The following is a 17,124-nucleotide window of genomic DNA, read 5'->3' on the forward strand; positions in this document are numbered from 1 at the left end:
GGGTCAGCTCGTCCAGACGACGAACACGAGCACCAGCCACGCGGCGGCGACGCCCAGCGCGAGCACGAGCACGCCGGTGGCCAGCAGGAACCAGGTGCGCCCGGCGCCCTCGATCCCGCCCTCGGTCGCCGCCACGTCGACCCGGTCGGGGCGCTCCGGGTCGTAGGCGACCTCGATCTCCTCACCGACCCGCGGCGGCGGCGCGGGTACGTCGGTCAGCGTCTGCGCCTCGACCGGCTCCGCCGCGCCCTCCGGCACGAACGCCACGACCGGGAAGTAGCGGGTGTCCGGCTCCGATCCGAGGCTGAGGTCCTTCGCCTCCAGCGCGACCACGGTCGCGCGGGTGTGGACCGCGCGGCTGCGGAAGCTCGCGGCGGCGTGCCGCACGGCGCGACCCTTGAGCACGAGCAGCAGCGCCACCAGCAGCAGGACGACCGCGGACCCCAGCAGGAGGACGGTCGGGGCGTAGTGGATCCTCACGACGCGGCCCCACCGGCCAGGGCGGCGTACCCGGGCTTGATGGTCTCGTCGATGATCGCGAGCCGCTCGTCGAAGGGCAGGAACGCGGACTTCATCGCGTTGATCGTGAACCACCGCAGGTCCTCGAGGCCGTAGCCGAACGCCTCCACCAGCGAGGCCATCTCGTGGCTCATCGAGGTGCGGCTCATCAGCCGGTTGTCGGTGTTGACCGTGACGCGGAACCGGAGCCTCGTCAGCAGCCCGATCGGGTGCTCGGCGATCGAGGTCGCGGCGCCGGTCTGCACGTTGGACCACGGGCACATCTCGAGCGGGATCCGCTTGTCCCGGACGTACGCCGCCAGGCGGCCCAGCTCGACGCTGCCGTCGTCGCGCACGGTGATGTCGTCGATGATGCGGACGCCGTGGCCGAGCCGGTCGGCGCCGCACCACTGGATCGCCTGCCAGATCGACGGGAGCCCGAAGCCCTCACCGGCGTGGATCGTGAAGTGCGCGTTCTCGCGCTGGAGGTACTCGAAGGCGTCGAGGTGCCGGGTCGGCGGGTAGCCCGCCTCGGCGCCGGCGATGTCGAACCCGGCCACGCCGCGGTCGCGCCACGCGACCGCGAGCTCGGCGATCTCCATCGAGCGCGCCCGGTGGCGCATCGCGGTCAGCAGCTGGCGGACCACGATCCGCTCGCCGGCCGCCGATACAGCGGCGACGCCCTCGTCGAAGCCCTCCTGCACGGCCGCGACCACCTCGTCGAGGCTCAGTCCCTGACTCACGTGCTGCTCGGGGGCGTAGCGGACCTCGGCGTACACGACCCCGTCCGCGGCGAGGTCCTCGACGCACTCCCGGGCGACCCGGGTGAGCGCGCCCGGGGTCTGCATGACCGCCACGGTGTGCTCGAAGGTCTCCAGGTAGCGCTCGAGCGAACCGCTGTCGGAGGCGTCGGCGAACCACTGCCCCAGCGACTCGGCCGTCAGCGCCCCCTCGACCTGCGGCAGCGCATGCCCGACCTCGGCGGCGAGGTCGATGATCGTCTGCGGCCGCAGCCCGCCGTCGAGGTGATCGTGCAGGAGGACCTTGGGCGCCCGGCGGATCCGGTCGAGGGTCGGGGTCATGCTCGCGATCCTCCCAGAGTTCGCTAGGTTGCCGCGTATGCGCGTCTTCAACTCCCTCGACGAGGTCGTCGCCGCGAAGGGCGAGGAGATCGGCACCTCGGACTGGCTCCGGGTCGACCAGGACCGGGTGAACACGTTCGCCGACGCCACCGGCGACCACCAGTGGATCCACGTCGACGTCGAGCGCTCCGCGGCCGGCCCGTTCGGCGGCACCATCGCGCACGGGTACCTGACGCTCTCGCTGATCCCCTTCCTCGGCGGCCAGGTCTTCGCCTTCGACACCCCCGGCGCCAAGCTCAACTACGGCGCCAACAGGGTCCGGTTCCCCAACCCGGTGCGCGTCGGCAGCCGGATCCGCTCCACCGTCTCGATCGGCGACGTCGCCGAGCTCCCCTCCGGCCTCCAGGTCACGCTGAGCCACACCATCGAGATCGAGGGCGAGGCGAAGCCCGCCTGCGTCGCGGAGACCGTCGTACTCCTCCTCCCCTGAGCCGCGACTCGGCGCAAGTTGCCCGCCAGGAAGCCCCGAGTCGGCGCAACTTGCCCACGCTGTCCACAGGCGCGCGGGCAAGACGCGCCGACTCGGCGCTCTGTGCCGGGCAAGACGCGCCGAGTCGCGCTAACCCACGCGGTCGATGAGCAGCGGGGACGGCGTGAACGGGGTGCCCCCGAGTGAGGTGTCCGAGATGGGTGAGATGTCGTAGCCGCCGGCGAGGGAGTCCAGGGCGCGGTCGAAGCGGGCCGGCTCGTCGGTGAGCAGCGTGAAGAGGGGGTCTCCGGAGGTGATGGCGTCACCGGGGCGGGCGTGCCAGACGACGCCGGCGCCGGCCTGCACCGGGTCCTCCTTGCGGGCCCGGCCGGCGCCGAGGCGCCAGGCGGCGAGACCGACGGCCAGCGCGTCCAGCCGAGTGAGTACGCCGGAGGAGGGGGCGGTCACCACCTGCGACTCGCGCGCCACCGGCAGGGGCGCGGCCGGGTCGCCGCCCTGGGCGGAGACCATCGCCCGCCATGCGTCCATGGCGCGGCCCGACGCCAGCGCCTCGGCCGGGTCGACATCCGCGCGACCCGCGCCGGCCAGCATCTCCCGCGCGAGCGCCAGGGTCAGCTCGACCACGTCGGCCGGGCCCCCGCCGGCGAGCACCTCGACCGACTCGGCGACCTCGATCGCGTTGCCCGCGCTGAGACCGAGCGGCGTCGACATGTCGGTGAGCAGCGCGACCGTGTGCACGCCGGCGTCCTGCCCGAGCGCGACCATCGTCTCGGCCAGCTCGCGCGCCTCGTCGAGCGACTTCATGAAGGCGCCGGTGCCGACCTTGACGTCGAGCACCAGCGCGCCGGTGCCCTCGGCGATCTTCTTGGACATGATCGAGGACGCGATCAGCGGGATCGCCTCCACGGTGCCGGTGACGTCGCGCAGCGCGTAGAGCTTCTTGTCCGCCGGGGCCAGCCCGTCGCCGGCCGCGCAGACCACCGCGCCGACCGACTCCAGCTGCGCGAGCAGCTCCTCGTTCGACAGCGCGGCCCGCCAGCCCGGGATCGACTCCAGCTTGTCGAGGGTGCCGCCGGTGTGGCCGAGGCCGCGGCCAGACAGCTGCGGCACCGCGACCCCGCACGCGGCGACCAGCGGCGCGAGCGGCAGCGTGATCTTGTCGCCGACGCCCCCGGTCGAGTGCTTGTCGGCGGTCGGCCGCGAGAGCGAGGAGAAGTCCATCCGCTCCCCCGACGCGATCATCGCCCGCGTCCAGCGGGAGATCTCGCGGCGGCTCATCCCGTTGAGCAGGATCGCCATCGCCAGCGCGGACATCTGCTCGTCCGCGACGTCCCCGCGCGTGTACGCGTCGACCACCCAGTCGATCTGGCCGTCGCTCAGCTCGATCCGGTCCCGCTTGGCGCCGATCACCTCGACGGCGTCATGGGGCTGGCTCACGCGAGGTCCTCCGGCCCGAACGCGTCGGGCAGCACCTGCGCCATCGTCCGGAGACCGGAGCCGGTCATCAGCAGCAGGTCCGGGCCGCCGTTCTCGTGCAGCAGCTGCCGGCAGCGCCCGCACGGCATGATCACCTCGCCCGCGCCGTTCACGCAGACGAAGTGCGTGAGCCGCCCGCCCCCGGTCAGGTGCAGCTGGCTGACCAGCCCGCACTCGGCGCACAGCACGACGCCGTACGCCGCGTTCTCGACGTTGCACCCCGTCAGCAGCCGTCCGTCGTCGGCGAGCGCCGCGGCACCGACGCGGTACCCGGAGTACGGCGCGTAGGCGTGGCCCGCCGCCTCGGCGGCGGCGGCGCGGAGCACCGCCCAATCGGCCTCGGCGGCCGCGACCGGAGCAGTCACGCGGGTCAGCGTAACCGTTACCCAATCTTGCTCTCGGATGGCCCTGACGGGCGGAGAACATTCGGTACGGTGACCGCTTGTCGCGCCGTACCGGACGGCCGGAACATGGAGGCAACTGTGAACAAGATGAGGAAGGCCGCGGCGAGCGGCTTCGTCGCGCTCCTCGCGGCATCCGCCCTGACGGCCTGCGGCGACGCGCCAGAGAAGTCCACCGACAACACCGGCAGCACCCCGGCGGCCTCGGACTTCCTGCCCTGCATCGTCTCCGACGCGGGCGGCTTCGACGACAAGTCGTTCAACCAGCTCAGCTACGAGGGCGTGAAGCAGGCCGCCGACGAGCTCGGCACCGACTTCAAGGCCGTCGAGTCCAACAGCGAGAACGACTACGCGCCCAACCTCGAGAACCTGGTCGCCGAGGGCTGCGACGTCATCGTGACCGTCGGCTTCGCGCTCGCCGCCGCGACCAAGGAGTCCGCGGCCGCGAACCCCGACATCGAGTACGTCCTCATCGACGACGCCGCCGACGGTGGCGACGACGGCCAGACCTTCGACGGCAAGCCCGACGTCGCGAACATCAAGCCGCTGCTCTACGACACCGCCCAGGCGGCGTTCCTCGCCGGCTACGCGGCCGCCGACTACACCAAGACCGGTGTCATCGGGACCTACGGCGGCCAGCCCTTCCCGACGGTGACCATCTTCATGGACGGCTTCAAGCAGGGCGCCGAGTACTACGCCCAGCAGAAGGGCAAGGACGTCAAGGTCGTCGGCTGGAACGGCAAGAACGGCTCCTTCACCGGTGGCTTCGAGGCCAACGAGACCGCGACCAACACCGCGCGTCAGCTCCTCGACCAGGACGTCGACGTGATCCTCCCGGTCGGTGGCCCGATCTACCAGGGCGCGCTGACCGCGATCGCCGACTCCGGCAGGGACGTCGCGATGCTCGGCGTGGACGCGGACTTCTACCAGACCGACCCGAAGACGCAGGACGTCGTGCTCACCTCGATCCTGAAGAACATGAAGGTCTCGACCTACGAGGCGATCATGGCCGCCGGCAACGACGAGTTCGACTTCACGCCGTACGTCGGCACGCTGGAGAACGGCGGCGTCGGCATCGCGCCGTTCCACAACTTCGAGGACAAGGTCTCCGACACGCTCAAGGGCGAGCTGGACAAGATCAAGGCCGGGATCATCGACGGCTCGATCAAGGTCAACTCGTACCTGAACCCGTGAGCCCGGCCACGGGCGGAGCGCTCTGACGACCGCGGCACCGGGCAGGGGGAGGCCGGCCCAGCCGGCCTCCCCCTGTCCTGCTCGGAATGCCCGGAACCGGCCCGTCCCCGACACTAGGATGCCGTGACATGAAGCTCGTCCTGCGAGACATCACCAAGCGCTTCGGGACCTTCGTCGCGAACGACCGGATCTCGCTGACCGTCGAGCCCGGCGAGATCCACGGCCTGCTCGGGGAGAACGGCGCCGGCAAGTCGACGCTGATGAACGTGCTCTACGGCCTCTACCGCGCCGACGAGGGCGAGATCGAGCTCGACGGCACGGTGCGGAGCTTCTCCGGACCCGGCGACGCCATCGCGGCCGGCATCGGCATGGTGCACCAGCACTTCATGCTGATCCCCGTCTTCACCGTCGCCGAGAACGTCATGCTCGGCAACGAGGCGACCGGCTTCGCCGGCGCGCTCGACCTCGACGCCGCGCGCGAGCGCGTGCGCGAGATCTCCGCCCGGTTCGGCTTCGACGTGAACCCCGACGCCGTGGTCGAGGACCTGCCGGTCGGCGTCCAGCAGCGGGTCGAGATCATCAAGGCCCTCTCGCGCGACGCGCAGGTGCTCGTCCTCGACGAGCCCACCGCCGTCCTGACGCCGCAGGAGACCGACGAGCTGATGGAGATCATGCGTCAGCTGCGGGCGGCCGGGAAGGCGATCGTCTTCATCACCCACAAGCTCCGCGAGGTCCGCGCGGTCGCGGACAAGATCACGGTCATCCGCCTCGGCAGGGTCGTCGGGGAGGCCAGTCCGACGGCGAGCAACGCCGAGCTCGCGGCCCTCATGGTCGGCCGCCCGGTCGAGCTGACCGTGCACAAGGACCCGCCGAGGCTCGGCGAGGACGCCTTCGTGGTCGAGGACCTGCGCGTGGTCGACGACCTCGGGCGCGTGCACGTCGACCGCGTCAGCTTCACGATCCGGTCCGGCGAGGTCCTGGCCGTCGCCGGCGTCCAGGGCAACGGGCAGACCGAGCTCACCGAGGCGATCCTCGGCCTCCAGGACCACGTCCGTGGCTCGATCAGGCTGGACGGCGAGGAGCTCGTCGGCCGTTCGGTGCGCCACATCCTCGCGGCCGGGGTGGGGTTCATCCCCGAGGACCGCCAGGCCGAGGGCCTGGTCGGCGACTTCACGATCGCCGAGAACCTGATGCTCAACCGCAGCCACGGCGAGCCGTTCGTCCGGCGCGGGTCGCTGCAGCTGGAGAGGCTCGCGACCTTCGCGCAGGAGAAGCTCGAGGAGTACGACATCCGCGCGCCCGGCATCACGACGCTGGCCGGGCAGCTGTCGGGCGGCAACCAGCAGAAGGTGGTCGTGGCGCGCGAGCTCTCCCGGGACCTCAAGCTCCTGGTGGCCGCCCAGCCGACGCGCGGCGTCGACGTCGGCTCCATCGAGTTCATCCACAAGCAGATCGTCGCCGGGCGCGACGCCGGCGTACCGGTGCTGGTCGTCTCGACCGAGCTGGACGAGGTCGTGGCGCTGGCCGACCGGATCATGGTCCTCTACCGCGGCCGGGTCGTCGGCATCGTGCCCGCCGACACCCCCCGCGAGGTGCTCGGCCTGATGATGACCGGTGAGCGCCCGGAGGGGATGACCGCATGAGCGCGCGCAGCGAGCGCAGGGTGGGGACCGAGGAGCGTCCGTCGGGCGAGCCCGAGGGGGAGCGGCAGGAGCCGAGTCGCTGGCACGGCGTGCTGCGCGAGATCACGTCGAGCGGCGCGCTGGTGGCCGTGCTCTCCGTGCTGCTCGCGATCGCGCTCGGCTCGGTCCTGATCGCGTTCACCGACGAGGAGGTCCGCAGCACCGCGGGCTATGTCTTCGCCCGGCCCAGCGACTTCCTCCAGGCGCTCTGGGACGCGATCTGGGGCGCCTACACCGCGCTGTTCCGCGGGGCGGTCTACAACACCCGCGCCGACACCTTCGAGGTGGCGATCCGGCCGCTCACCGAGACCGGCACGTTCGCGGCGCCGCTGATCGCGGCCGGCCTCGGCGTCGGCCTCGCGTTCCGCGCCGGCCTGTTCAACATCGGCGGCCGGGGGCAGATGCTGCTCGCCGGCGCCGCCGCGGGCTGGGTCGGCTACCAGTTCGAGCTGCCGTGGGTGCTGCACCTGACCCTCGCGGTCGCCGTCGGCATGGCCGCCGGCGCCCTGTGGGCCGGCATCGCCGGCGTCCTCAAGGCGCGCACCGGGGCGCACGAGGTGATCGTGACGATCATGCTCAACTACGTCGGCCTGTACCTGGTGTTCTTCGCGCTGTCGCGGCAGAGCCTGTTGCAGGCCCCGGACTCGTTCAACCCCAAGTCGCTGCCGATGAAGGACTCCGCGACGATGCCGAGGCTCTTCGGCGACCAGTTCAACCTCCACCTCGGCTTCCTGCTGGCGCTCGTTGCGGTGGCGTTCACGTGGTGGCTGCTGGAGCGCTCCTCGCTCGGCTTCCGGATCCGCGCCGTGGGCATCAACCCCTCGGCTGCGCGGGCGGCGGGCATCGACGCCGGCCGGACCTACGTCGTGGTCATGCTGATCGCGGGCGCGCTGGTCGGCCTGGCCGGCGCCAACCAGGTCCTCGGCACCGTCACCAGCGGTATCACCGTCGACCTCGACGCCGGCATCGGCTTCGACGCGATCACCGTCGCGCTCCTCGGCCGGTCCCGCCCGCTCGGCATCCTGGCCGCGGGCCTGCTCTTCGGCGCGTTCAAGGCCGGCGGCTTCGCGATGCAGGCCTCGCAGAACATCCCCGTCGACATCGTGCTCGTGGTGCAGTCGCTGATCGTGCTGTTCATCGCGGCCCCGCCGCTGATCCGGGCGATCTTCCGACTTCCCGCCAAGGAGGCGAAGTGAGCAGCCAGACCGGCGAGGCCAGCATCCCGATCCACGAGACCCCGCTGGCCGGGGTGACCGCGGTGGTCGACCGCAAGGCCCCGGTCATGCTCGGGGTCCTCACGCTCGGCCTGCTCCTCGTCGTGCTCCTCGCCGGCGAGTCGGGCGACACGACGTTCCGCCTCGCGGCGCGCACCGACCTCGTCGAGATCCCGGAGATCACGGTCCCCTCGGCCGCGACCGCGTGGCTGCTGGTGGTCCTCTGCGGGCTGTGCACCGCGTGGTCCGTCCGCCGGTACCTGCGCGGGCGCAACTCGCCCCTGTGGCTGGTCGTCGGGTTCGCGGTGCTGTGGATGGTCGGCTTCCTGACCTGGGCGGCCTCCGGCGCCACGATCCCGGTGGTCGGCCTGCTCGCCGGGTCGCTGGCGCTCGCCGTACCGCTCGTCTTCGGCGCGCTCGGCGGCGTCCTCGGCGAGCGCGCCGGCGTGGTCAACATCGCGATCGACGGCCAGCTCCTGGCCGGGGCGTTCGCCGCCGCGGTCGTCGCGTCGGTCGCCGGCAGCACCTGGGCCGGCGTCGGCGCCTCGATGGTGGCCGGCATGCTCGTGGCCCTGCTGCTGGGGCTCTTCGCGATCAACTACTTCGTCGACCAGGTGATCGTCGGCGTCGTGCTCAACGTGCTGGTGATCGGCCTGACCAGCTTCATGTTCACCCAGGTCCTCGCCCCCAACGCGGCGAGGCTGAACTCTCCCCCGCGCTTCCGCGCGCTGCCGATCCCGGTGCTCGGCGACATCCCGCTGATCGGCCCGATCTTCTTCCGGCAGACCGCGATCGTCTACCTCCTCTACGTCACCGTGGCCCTGGTGACCTGGGCGCTCTACCGCACCAAGTGGGGGCTACGGGTCCGCGCGGTCGGCGAGCACCCCAAGGCCGCCGACACGGTCGGCATCAGGGTCAACGCGACCCGCTACCGCACCATCCTGCTCGCCGGCGCGATCGCGGGGATGGGCGGTGCGTTCTACACGCTGGTGTCGGTGACGCAGTTCAACCGCGAGATGACCGGCGGCGCCGGCTACATCGCGCTCGCCGCGGTCATCTTCGGCAAGTGGGACCCGATCCGCGCGACGCTCGCGGCGCTGCTGTTCGGCTTCGCGTCGAACCTGCAGGGCGTGCTGTCGGTCATCGGCTCGCCGGTGCCCAGCCAGTTCATGCTGATGCTGCCCTACGTCGTCACGATCTTCGCCGTCGCCGGGCTGGTCGGGAGGTCGCGACCGCCGGCGGCCGACGGCATCCCCTACCGCAAGGGGTAGCTGGGCTCACTCGCTGTCGGGTCGTGTGCCTGAGCACGCGCCATGGCGCGTGCTCAGGCACACGACCCGTTCTGCGCTGCGCACGCGAGCACCTTCGCGCCGATGGCCACGGCGCGCTCGTCGACGCGCAGGTTGCCCTGGTGCAGGTCGTACGTCGGACCGCCCGGTGCGCGCGTGCCGAGCCGGCCCATCGCGCCGGGGACCCGGTCGAGGTACCAGCCGAAGTCCTCGCCGCCGAGGCTCTGCTGGGTCGGCACATGGCCCGCGACGCCGAGCACCCGCTCGACCGCGTGCCCGAGCCGGACGATCGACTCGACGTCGTTGACCACGGGCGGGACACCGCGCTGGTAGTCGACCTGCGCGTGCACGCCGTACGGCGCCACGATCTGCTCCACCAGCACCGGCACCAGCTTCTCGGCCTCGGACCAGGCGATCGCGTCGAGCATCCGGACGGTGCCGCCGACCGTCCCGGTCGCCGGGATCACGTTGTGGGCCGAGCCGGTGCGGACGATGCCCCACACGACGCTGACGCCCGCGCGCGGGTCGAGCCGGCGGGAGAGGATCGCGGGCAGCTCGGTGACGACCTTGCCGAGCGCGTAGGTGAGGTCCTCGGTCAGGTGCGGGCGCGAGGTGTGGCCGCCGGAGCCGGTGAGCGTGACCTCGAGGTGGTCCGCGGCGCCGGTGATCGGGCCCTCGCGGAGGCCGACCCGGCCGACGTCCAGGCTCGGGTCGCAGTGCAGGCCGAAGACCCGCTCGACGTCCTCGAGCGCCCCGAGCTCGATGAGCGAGAGCGCTCCCCCGGGCATCACCTCCTCGGCCGGCTGGAAGAGCAGCCGGACCCGTCCGGGCAGCAGCCCGGCCTCGTGCGCCCGGCCGAGCGCGATCGCCGCGCCCACGAGTGCGGCGGTGTGCACGTCGTGCCCGCAGGCGTGGGTGACGCCGTCGACGGTGCTCGCCCAGGGGTCGCCGGTGAGGTCGGTGACCGGCAGCGCGTCGAGGTCGGCCCGGAGCGCGACGACCGGCCCCTCCTCGGGGCCGATCTCGGCGATCAGCCCGGTGCGCGGCAGCTCGGCGACCCGCCAGCCGGCCCGGCGTACCCGCGCGGCCACCAGGGCGGTGGTGCGGACCTCGTGCCACGACAGCTCGGGGTGGGCGTGCAGGTCGCGGCGCAGCTCGAGGAGCTCCGCCTCGTGCTCGTCGACGGCGGCGTCGACCAGATCTGGCTCGGGCATCCCCCCGAGATTAGTTCACGACGCGGGACCCGCGGGCCGCGGCCGTGCCGACGACGAGGGGTCAGTCGGCGTCGTACGCCGCGAGGATCCGGTCGGCGGCGACGGTGGCCGGCAGCTCGCCGGAGAGCACGGCGGCGCGCACCTCGGCGCGGATCGCCTTCACCCCGGCCGAGCGCCGGAGCCGCTGGTCCAGCTCGTCGCGCACCAGCGCCCAGGCGAAGTCGAGCTGCTGGCGGGCCCGCTTGGACGCCAGCCCGTCGGTGCCGAGGTGGTCGCGGTGCGCGAGCACCCGGTCCCAGACGTCGTCCACGCCGACGTCCTCGAGTCCCGAGCAGGTCACCACCGGCGGCGCCCACTCCTCGCGTCCGCGGACCAGCCGCAGCGCGCCGGCCAGGTCGCGGGCGGCCGCGCGGGCCTCCTGCCGCCGGTCTCCCCCGGATCCGACGCCGTCGGCCTTGTTCACCGCGATCACGTCGGCGATCTCGAGGATGCCCTTCTTGATGCCCTGGAGCTGGTCGCCGGTGCGGGCGAGGGTGAGGAAGAGGAACGTGTCGACCATCCCGGCGACGGTCACCTCGGACTGGCCGACGCCGACGGTCTCGACCAGCACGACGTCGTACGCCGCCGCCTCGAGCACCGCCATCGCCTGGACCGTCGCGCGGGCGACTCCCCCGAGGGTGCCGGCGCTCGGCGAGGGGCGGACGAACGCGTGCGGGTCGGTGGCCAGCCGTGCCATCCGGGTCTTGTCGCCGAGCACGGACCCGCCGGTGCGCACGCTGGACGGGTCGACGGCGAGCACCCCGACCCGGTGCCCGGACGCCGTGAGCCGGGTGCCGAGCGCCTCGATGAACGTGGACTTGCCGACGCCCGGCACGCCGGAGATGCCGACCCGCACGGAGTCCCCGGCGCCCAGCTCGGTCAGCAGCTCGCGCGCCTGGGCGCGGTGCCGCGGGCTGGTCGACTCGACGAGCGTGATCGCCTGCGAGACGGCGGCCCGGCGGCCCTTCCGGATGCCGTCGAGGAGCGCGCTCACGTCCGCCACGGGCGCGAGTCTAGGGCGTGACCCCTCCATCCCTAGGTCTGCTAGGTATGCTTACCTCGTACTTCTAGGTATCGAGAGGGAGCACCATGCGCATCGACAAGGACCTGGTGGCGGCGTCCGCCACCCCGCTCGTGCTCGGCATCCTGGTCGAGGGCGAGTCCTACGGCTACGCCATCGGCAAGCGCGTCCACGAGCTGTCGCAGGGTCGGCTCGCGTGGACCGACGGCATGCTCTACCCGCTCCTCCACCGGCTGGAGCGGCTCGGCTACGTCAGCGCCGCCTGGCGGGTCTCCGAGCAGGGCCGGCGACGCAAGCACTACACGATCACCGGTGCCGGCCGCGCCGCCCTCGGCGAGCACCAGCGCCAGTGGACCGTGGTCAACGAGACCCTCGATCGGCTCTGGCGCGGCGGCCGGGCGCCGTCCGTCGTCCTCGGGGGTGCGCGATGACGCTCGACCAGCAGATCGGGCGATGGCGCGGCCACGTCGAGCGCCACCGGGCGATCTCGGCGCACGACGTGGACGAGATGGAGGCGCACCTGCGCGAGCAGGTCGACGACCTGGTGGCGGTCGGACTGGACGACGACGAGGCGTTCCTCGTCGCGGTCAAGCGGATCGGCAGCCTCGACGCGGTCTCCCGGGAGTTCGCCCAGGAGCACACCGAGCGGCTCTGGAAGCAGCTCGTCACCAGCGCCGCGGCCACCCCTCGGCCCAACCCCGACCTCGGGGTCGCGATCGGTCTCGCGGTCGGCGCGGCGCTCGTCGTCCGCCTCGCCATCGCGCTCCTCAGCCCCGAGCGGGCCGCCCTGAACGCCGCGCTGCTCGTGCTGCCGTTCCTCACCGCCTACTTCGCCTGGAAGCGGCGGCTCTCCCCCGTGGCGATCGCGGCGGCGGCCACGTCGTACGCCGGAGCGGCGCTGCTGCTCAACCTCTATCCGTTCGACGTGGATGGGACCACCGGGCCGCTCGCCGCCGCGCACTCCGCCGTCGCGCTGTGGCTGCTCGGCGTCGGGACCGCGTACGTCGCAGGCCGCTGGCGCTCGGATCGCCGACGGATGGACTTCATCCGGTTCACCGGCGAGATCACCGTCTACTACGCCCTGCTCGCCCTGGGCGGCGGCGTGCTCGTGGGGCTCAGCGCGGGCGCGTTCACAGCCGCGGGCATCGACATCGACGAGGTCGTCGTCCAGACCGTGCTGCCGTGCGGCGCCGCGGGCGCGGTCCTGATCGCCGCGTGGCTGGTCGAGGCCAAGCAGAGCGTGATCGAGAACATCGCGCCGGTGCTGACCAAGGTCTTCACGCCGCTGACCGTCGTGATGCTGGTCGCCGTCGCGGGCGCGTTCGTCGCCAGTCCGGGTGTCCTCCGCGTCGACCGGGAGCTGCTCCTGGTGATGGACCTGATCCTGGTGCTGGTCGTCGGACTGGTCCTCTACGCGCTCTCGGCCCGCGACCGCGGCGAGCCGCCCGGGTGGTTCGACGCGCTCCAACTCGGCCTGATCGTGCTGGCCCTGCTGGTCGACGCCCTGGTCGCGATCGCCATGGTCGGCCGGGTCGCCGAGTGGGGCTGGTCGGCGAACAAGGTCACCGCGCTCGGCCTCAACCTGGTCCTGCTGGTCAACCTCGTCTGGTCGGCCCGGCTCACCTGGGGCTTCCTCGGCCACCGGCGCGGACTCGTCGTGCTCGAGCGGTGGCAGACGTCGTACCTGCCCGTCTACGCGCTCTGGGCGGTCGCCGTCGCCGTCGTGGTGCCGCCGGTGTTCGGGTTCAGCTAGCCAGCTGCTCCCGCAGCCGGGCCAGGAGGTCGAGCGCGGACTCGGCGATCACCGTGCCGGGCAGGAACACCGCGGCCGCGCCCATCTCGGTCAGCGTGGGCACGTCGTCGGGCGGGATCACGCCGCCGATGACGACCATGATGTCCGGTCGGCCCTGCTCCTCCAGCGCCTTCCGCAGCGCGGGCAGCAGCGTCAGGTGGCCGGCCGCGAGCGAGGAGACGCCGACGATGTGCACGTCCGCGTCGACCGCCTGCTGGGCGACCTCCTCGGGCGTGGAGAAGAGCGGGCCCACGTCGACGTCGAAGCCCATGTCGGCGAACGCGCTCACCACGACCTTCTGGCCGCGGTCGTGGCCGTCCTGGCCCATCTTGGCGACCAGGATCCGCGGGCGGCGGCCCTCGGCCTCCTCGAACTCCGCGGTCGCGTCGAGCACCTGACGCACGAGCGTGCCGCCCGCCTCGTCGGAGGTCTCCCTGAACACCCCGCTGATCGTACGGATCACCGCCTGGTGGCGCCCGTAGACCTTCTCCAGCGCCTCGGAGATCTCCCCGACGGTCGCCTTCGCCCGGGCCGCGTCGACGGCCAGCCCCAGGAGATTCCCGGAGCGGCCGTCCGCGGCGTTCGTCAGCGCTTCGAGGGTACGTCGCACGTCCTGGTCGTCCCGCTCGGCGCGGAGCCGCTCCAGCTTGGCGAGCTGCTGGCGGTAGACGTCGTCGTTGTCGACCTTGAGCACCTCCAACTTGTCCTCGGCGGCGAGCCGGAAGGTGTTGACGCCGATCACCTTCTGCGCGCCGGAGTCGATCCGGGCCTGGGTGCGGGCGGCTGCCTCCTCGATGCGCATCTTCGGGATGCCCTGCTCGATCGCGGCGGCCATGCCGCCGGCCCGCTCGGCCTCGAGGATGTGCGCCCACGCGCGCTCGGCGAGGTCGTGGGTCAGCCGCTCGACGTAGTAGCTGCCGGCCCACGGGTCGATCGTGCCCGTCGTACCGCTCTCCTGCTGCAGCAGCAGCTGGGTGTTGCGCGCGATCCGGGCCGAGAAGTCGGTCGGCAGCGCGATCGCCTCGTCCAGCGCGTTGGTGTGCAGCGACTGGGTGTGGCCCTGGGTGGCGGCCATCGCCTCGATGCAGGTGCGCTGGACGTTGTTGAAGACGTCCTGGGCGGTGAGCGACCAGCCGGAGGTCTGCGAGTGCGTGCGCAGGCTCAACGACTTCGGGTTCTTGGGGTCGAACTCGCGCACCAGTCGCGCCCAGAGCGCACGCGCCGCGCGCATCTTGGCGATCTCCATGAAGAAGTTCATGCCGATCGCCCAGAAGAAGGACAGCCGCGGCGCGAACCGGTCGATGTCGAGACCCGCGTCGAGGCCGGCTCGGAGGTACTCGACGCCGTCAGCAAGCGTGTAGGCGAGCTCCAGGTCGGCGGTCGCCCCGGCCTCCTGGATGTGGTAGCCGGAGATCGAGATCGAGTTGAAGCGCGGCATCCGCTCGGCGGTGTACCGGAAGATGTCGCCGATGATCCGCATGCTCGGCCCGGGCGGGTAGATGTAGGTGTTGCGGACCATGAACTCCTTGAGGATGTCGTTCTGGATGGTCCCCGCGAGCCGTTCCGGCTGCACCCCCTGCTCCTCGGCCGCGGCGATGTAGAGCGCCATCACGGGGAGTACGGCGCCGTTCATGGTCATCGACACCGACATCTCGTCGAGCGGGATGCCGTCGAAGAGCGTGCGCGCGTCGTAGATCGAGTCGATCGCCACGCCGGCCATGCCGACGTCGCCGCGCACCCGCGGGTGGTCGGAGTCGTAGCCGCGGTGGGTGGCCAGGTCGAACGCGACGCTCAGGCCCTTCTGCCCGGCCGCGAGGTTGCGGCGGTAGAAGGCGTTGGACTCCTCGGCGGTCGAGAAGCCGGCGTACTGCCGGATCGTCCACGGCTGGGTCGTGTACATCGTGGGGTAGGGCCCGCGCAGGAACGGGCTCAGGCCCGGCAAGGTGTCGAGCGCGTCCAGGCCCGCGAGGTCCTCGGGGCCGTACACCGGCTTGATCTCGATGCCTTCCGGCGAGAGCCAGGGCTCGCCACTGAAGCTCGTCGGGATGGTCATGCCAGCTTCTCCCGGGTCCGGGTCAGGAAGTCGAGGGCGTCGACGCCCAGCGCGCAGGAGTCGTCGGCCCAATCCCGCGGCTTGCCGGCGACGATCACCCACTCGGCGCCGTTGCTGCGCAGTTCGGCGGCGACGTCGGCGCCCTGCTCGTCGTACGCGGCATCGGTGCCGGCGACACAGACGACGCGCCCCGCGTCCTGCGTGACGGCGATGCCACCGGCGGCCAGCAGGTTGGTGGCGAACGTCGCCCGCGCGGTGTGCTGGGCGACCGGCCCGAGCGTGGCCAGGTGGACGGGGGCGACGGCGGGCTCGTCGCGCAGCGCCTCGAAGCTCGCGCCGTAGCGGCGGACCGGGTCGGGCTCGCCGGCGCGCTCCGGCAGCGCCTCGCCGAGGTTCGGGAACTCGGTCAGCCCGGTGATCGGGCGCTTGCGGGTGGCGATCTCGCGTTCACGCTTCTCCACGACCCGGGCGATCTCCTCGTCCAGACTCGCGCCGTCGTCGAGGCGGCCGAGGATCGTCCAGGCGGCGCCGGCGAGGTCGTCGGTCAGCCTCTCGACGGCGTACGCCCCGCCCGCCGGGTCGGCGACGCGGGCGACGTGGGACTCGTCGATGAGCAGGTGGCTGGTGTTGCGCGCGATCCGGCGCCCGAACGCGTCCGGGCGGCCGAGCGGACCGTCGAACGGCAGCACGGTCACGCTGTCCGCTCCCCCGACGCCGGCGGCGAACGCCGCGACCGTGGTGCGGAGCATGTTCACCCACGGGTCGTACCTGCTCATCATCGGCCGGCTGGTGACCGCGTGCAGCCGCATCTGCGTCCCGTTGGTCGAGCCTGTCGAGACCCCCGACATCTCCAGCACGCGCGCCCAGAGCCGGCGCGCCGCGCGCAGCTTGGCGATCGTCGCGAACTGCTCGTCGGTGGCGGCGTAGCGGAACTCGACCAGCGCCGCGGCCTCGGCGACGGAGAGCTCGCCCTCGGTGAGCCGGCGGAGGTACGCCGCACCGGCGGCCATCGACCAGCCCAGCTCCTGCGCGTCGCTGGCGCCGCGATCGTGGACGGCGGTCGCGTCGACGACGAACGCGCGGACGCCGCGCTCCTGTGCCTGGCGCGCGACCCCGGCGGCGGCGTCGGCGGCCGGGATGCCGAGGTTGGTGTCCGGGTGGAGGTCGCGACCCTCGGCGTACTCCAGGAACGCCCGCGGGTCGCCGCCGTCGAGCACGACCGGGGCGAGGTCGAGGAGCACGTCCTTCAGCACGACCGGGTAGTCGGCATCGCCCGCGAGCCAGAGGCTGGTGACGCCGCCGTCGAGGTCGACCAGCGACTCCTCCTGGGCGAGCCTCGCGTCGCGGGCGTCGACGCGGGCGCGGATGTCCCAGGCGCCCTGGCGCGTGGGCCGGCCGCTCGTGTCGAGCCCCTCGAGGAGCGCGGCCGTGCCGAGCGGGGTGACGGCGATGCCGTCCAGGGTGGTGCGGGTCAGCTTGTCCCAGACCTTCGCGTCGGGGTCCTCGTCGCTCAGCCGCCTGCTCTTGCCCAGGACGGCGGCCGCCTCGCGCTCCCAGTCGGCGACGGTCCACCGGTCCTCGGGGGACGCCAGGTCGAGCGAGCCCTGCGCCGGCTCCAGCTCCTGCGGCTCGTCCAGCCCGCCCTCGACGGTCCCTGGTTCGGTCATGGAGCGAACGAT

General features: G+C 72.4%; 15 protein-coding genes. 7 read left to right on the forward strand and 8 right to left on the reverse strand.

What is annotated here, in order from left to right; all coding sequences use genetic code 11:
* Nucleotides 1-3: 3 nt before the first annotated feature.
* Both ACYVKX_RS07850 and ACYVKX_RS07855 read right to left on the reverse strand, forming a co-directional pair.
* Complete coding sequence (locus tag ACYVKX_RS07850) at nucleotides 4-480, reverse strand: DUF3592 domain-containing protein (protein WP_460830366.1); 477 nt, start codon at nucleotides 478-480, stop codon at nucleotides 4-6.
* Nucleotides 477-1,580 carry an adenosine deaminase gene (locus ACYVKX_RS07855; protein ID WP_460830368.1) on the reverse strand — a complete coding sequence of 368 codons (1,104 nt, stop codon included), beginning with the start codon at nucleotides 1,578-1,580 and terminating at the stop codon, nucleotides 477-479. The genes ACYVKX_RS07850 and ACYVKX_RS07855 overlap by 4 nt, the downstream gene beginning before the upstream one ends.
* Before the next feature lie 37 nt (nucleotides 1,581-1,617).
* Here ACYVKX_RS07855 and ACYVKX_RS07860 point away from each other — a divergent pair, with 37 nt between their 5' ends.
* Nucleotides 1,618-2,070: a MaoC family dehydratase gene (locus tag ACYVKX_RS07860; RefSeq protein WP_460830371.1), complete on the forward strand. Its 453-nt coding sequence runs from the start codon at nucleotides 1,618-1,620 to the stop codon at nucleotides 2,068-2,070.
* 129 nt (nucleotides 2,071-2,199) lie between these two features.
* Here the strand turns inward: ACYVKX_RS07860 and ACYVKX_RS07865 are convergent, their stop codons facing one another.
* Entirely contained in the window at nucleotides 2,200-3,507 is a 1,308-nt protein-coding gene (locus tag ACYVKX_RS07865; RefSeq protein ID WP_460830375.1) for a thymidine phosphorylase, read from the reverse strand.
* A complete protein-coding gene (locus ACYVKX_RS07870; RefSeq protein ID WP_460830378.1) occupies nucleotides 3,504-3,911 on the reverse strand; it encodes a cytidine deaminase in 408 nt (135 codons plus the stop codon). The genes ACYVKX_RS07865 and ACYVKX_RS07870 overlap by 4 nt, the downstream gene beginning before the upstream one ends.
* Before the next feature lie 126 nt (nucleotides 3,912-4,037).
* Here ACYVKX_RS07870 and ACYVKX_RS07875 point away from each other — a divergent pair, with 126 nt between their 5' ends.
* The 4 genes from ACYVKX_RS07875 (at nucleotide 4,038) to ACYVKX_RS07890 (ending at nucleotide 9,308) form a co-directional block, all read left to right on the forward strand.
* Entirely contained in the window at nucleotides 4,038-5,141 is a 1,104-nt protein-coding gene (locus tag ACYVKX_RS07875; RefSeq protein WP_460830974.1) for a BMP family lipoprotein, read from the forward strand.
* A gap of 128 nt (nucleotides 5,142-5,269) precedes the next feature.
* The gene (locus ACYVKX_RS07880) at nucleotides 5,270-6,784 is read left to right on the forward strand and encodes an ABC transporter ATP-binding protein (protein WP_460830381.1); all 1,515 of its coding nucleotides are present in this window, start codon (nucleotides 5,270-5,272) and stop codon (nucleotides 6,782-6,784) included.
* Nucleotides 6,781-8,019 (forward strand): ABC transporter permease, encoded by a 1,239-nt coding sequence (locus ACYVKX_RS07885; protein ID WP_460830383.1) that lies wholly within the window; start codon nucleotides 6,781-6,783, stop codon nucleotides 8,017-8,019. Before ACYVKX_RS07880 ends, ACYVKX_RS07885 begins: the two co-directional genes overlap by 4 nt.
* A complete protein-coding gene (locus ACYVKX_RS07890; RefSeq protein ID WP_460830386.1) occupies nucleotides 8,016-9,308 on the forward strand; it encodes an ABC transporter permease in 1,293 nt (430 codons plus the stop codon). Before ACYVKX_RS07885 ends, ACYVKX_RS07890 begins: the two co-directional genes overlap by 4 nt.
* Before the next feature lie 53 nt (nucleotides 9,309-9,361).
* On the opposite strand, the gene ACYVKX_RS07895 is transcribed toward ACYVKX_RS07890, so the two are convergent.
* Both ACYVKX_RS07895 and meaB read right to left on the reverse strand, forming a co-directional pair.
* Entirely contained in the window at nucleotides 9,362-10,540 is a 1,179-nt protein-coding gene (locus ACYVKX_RS07895) for an amidohydrolase (protein ID WP_460830388.1), read from the reverse strand.
* A 61-nt stretch (nucleotides 10,541-10,601) separates the two neighbouring features.
* Complete coding sequence (gene meaB, locus ACYVKX_RS07900; RefSeq protein WP_460830391.1) at nucleotides 10,602-11,612, reverse strand: methylmalonyl Co-A mutase-associated GTPase MeaB; 1,011 nt, start codon at nucleotides 11,610-11,612, stop codon at nucleotides 10,602-10,604.
* Nucleotides 11,613-11,668: 56 nt separating this feature from the next.
* Here meaB and ACYVKX_RS07905 point away from each other — a divergent pair, with 56 nt between their 5' ends.
* Nucleotides 11,669-12,031, forward strand: a complete 363-nt coding sequence (locus tag ACYVKX_RS07905; RefSeq protein ID WP_460830395.1) for a PadR family transcriptional regulator — start codon at nucleotides 11,669-11,671, stop codon at nucleotides 12,029-12,031.
* Nucleotides 12,028-13,353 (forward strand): permease prefix domain 1-containing protein, encoded by a 1,326-nt coding sequence (locus tag ACYVKX_RS07910; protein WP_460830398.1) that lies wholly within the window; start codon nucleotides 12,028-12,030, stop codon nucleotides 13,351-13,353. The genes ACYVKX_RS07905 and ACYVKX_RS07910 overlap by 4 nt, the downstream gene beginning before the upstream one ends.
* Here the strand turns inward: ACYVKX_RS07910 and scpA are convergent.
* Nucleotides 13,346-15,445, reverse strand: a complete 2,100-nt coding sequence (scpA, locus tag ACYVKX_RS07915) for a methylmalonyl-CoA mutase (RefSeq protein ID WP_460830401.1) — start codon at nucleotides 15,443-15,445, stop codon at nucleotides 13,346-13,348. The genes ACYVKX_RS07910 and scpA overlap by 8 nt on opposite strands.
* Complete coding sequence (locus ACYVKX_RS07920) at nucleotides 15,442-17,112, reverse strand: methylmalonyl-CoA mutase family protein (protein ID WP_460830403.1); 1,671 nt, start codon at nucleotides 17,110-17,112, stop codon at nucleotides 15,442-15,444. The genes scpA and ACYVKX_RS07920 overlap by 4 nt, the downstream gene beginning before the upstream one ends.
* Nucleotides 17,113-17,124: the final 12 nt, after the last annotated feature.

This window comes from Nocardioides hungaricus (assembly GCF_054782915.1).

Bases quoted from the DNA above. Each gene is read 5' to 3' on its own strand.
- ACYVKX_RS07855 (WP_460830368.1), bottom strand. From the start codon at position 1,580: ATGACCCCGACCCTCGACCGGATCCGCCGGGCGCCCAAGGTCCTCCTG.
- ACYVKX_RS07860 (WP_460830371.1), top strand. From the start codon at position 1,618: ATGCGCGTCTTCAACTCCCTCGACGAGGTCGTCGCCGCGAAGGGCGAG.
- ACYVKX_RS07875 (WP_460830974.1), top strand. From the start codon at position 4,038: ATGAGGAAGGCCGCGGCGAGCGGCTTCGTCGCGCTCCTCGCGGCATCC.
- ACYVKX_RS07880 (WP_460830381.1), top strand. From the start codon at position 5,270: ATGAAGCTCGTCCTGCGAGACATCACCAAGCGCTTCGGGACCTTCGTC.
- ACYVKX_RS07885 (WP_460830383.1), top strand. From the start codon at position 6,781: ATGAGCGCGCGCAGCGAGCGCAGGGTGGGGACCGAGGAGCGTCCGTCG.
- ACYVKX_RS07895 (WP_460830388.1), bottom strand. From the start codon at position 10,540: ATGCCCGAGCCAGATCTGGTCGACGCCGCCGTCGACGAGCACGAGGCG.
- meaB (WP_460830391.1), bottom strand. From the start codon at position 11,612: ATGGAGGGGTCACGCCCTAGACTCGCGCCCGTGGCGGACGTGAGCGCG.
- ACYVKX_RS07905 (WP_460830395.1), top strand. From the start codon at position 11,669: ATGCGCATCGACAAGGACCTGGTGGCGGCGTCCGCCACCCCGCTCGTG.
- ACYVKX_RS07910 (WP_460830398.1), top strand. From the start codon at position 12,028: ATGACGCTCGACCAGCAGATCGGGCGATGGCGCGGCCACGTCGAGCGC.
- scpA (WP_460830401.1), bottom strand. From the start codon at position 15,445: ATGACCATCCCGACGAGCTTCAGTGGCGAGCCCTGGCTCTCGCCGGAA.
- ACYVKX_RS07920 (WP_460830403.1), bottom strand. From the start codon at position 17,112: ATGACCGAACCAGGGACCGTCGAGGGCGGGCTGGACGAGCCGCAGGAG.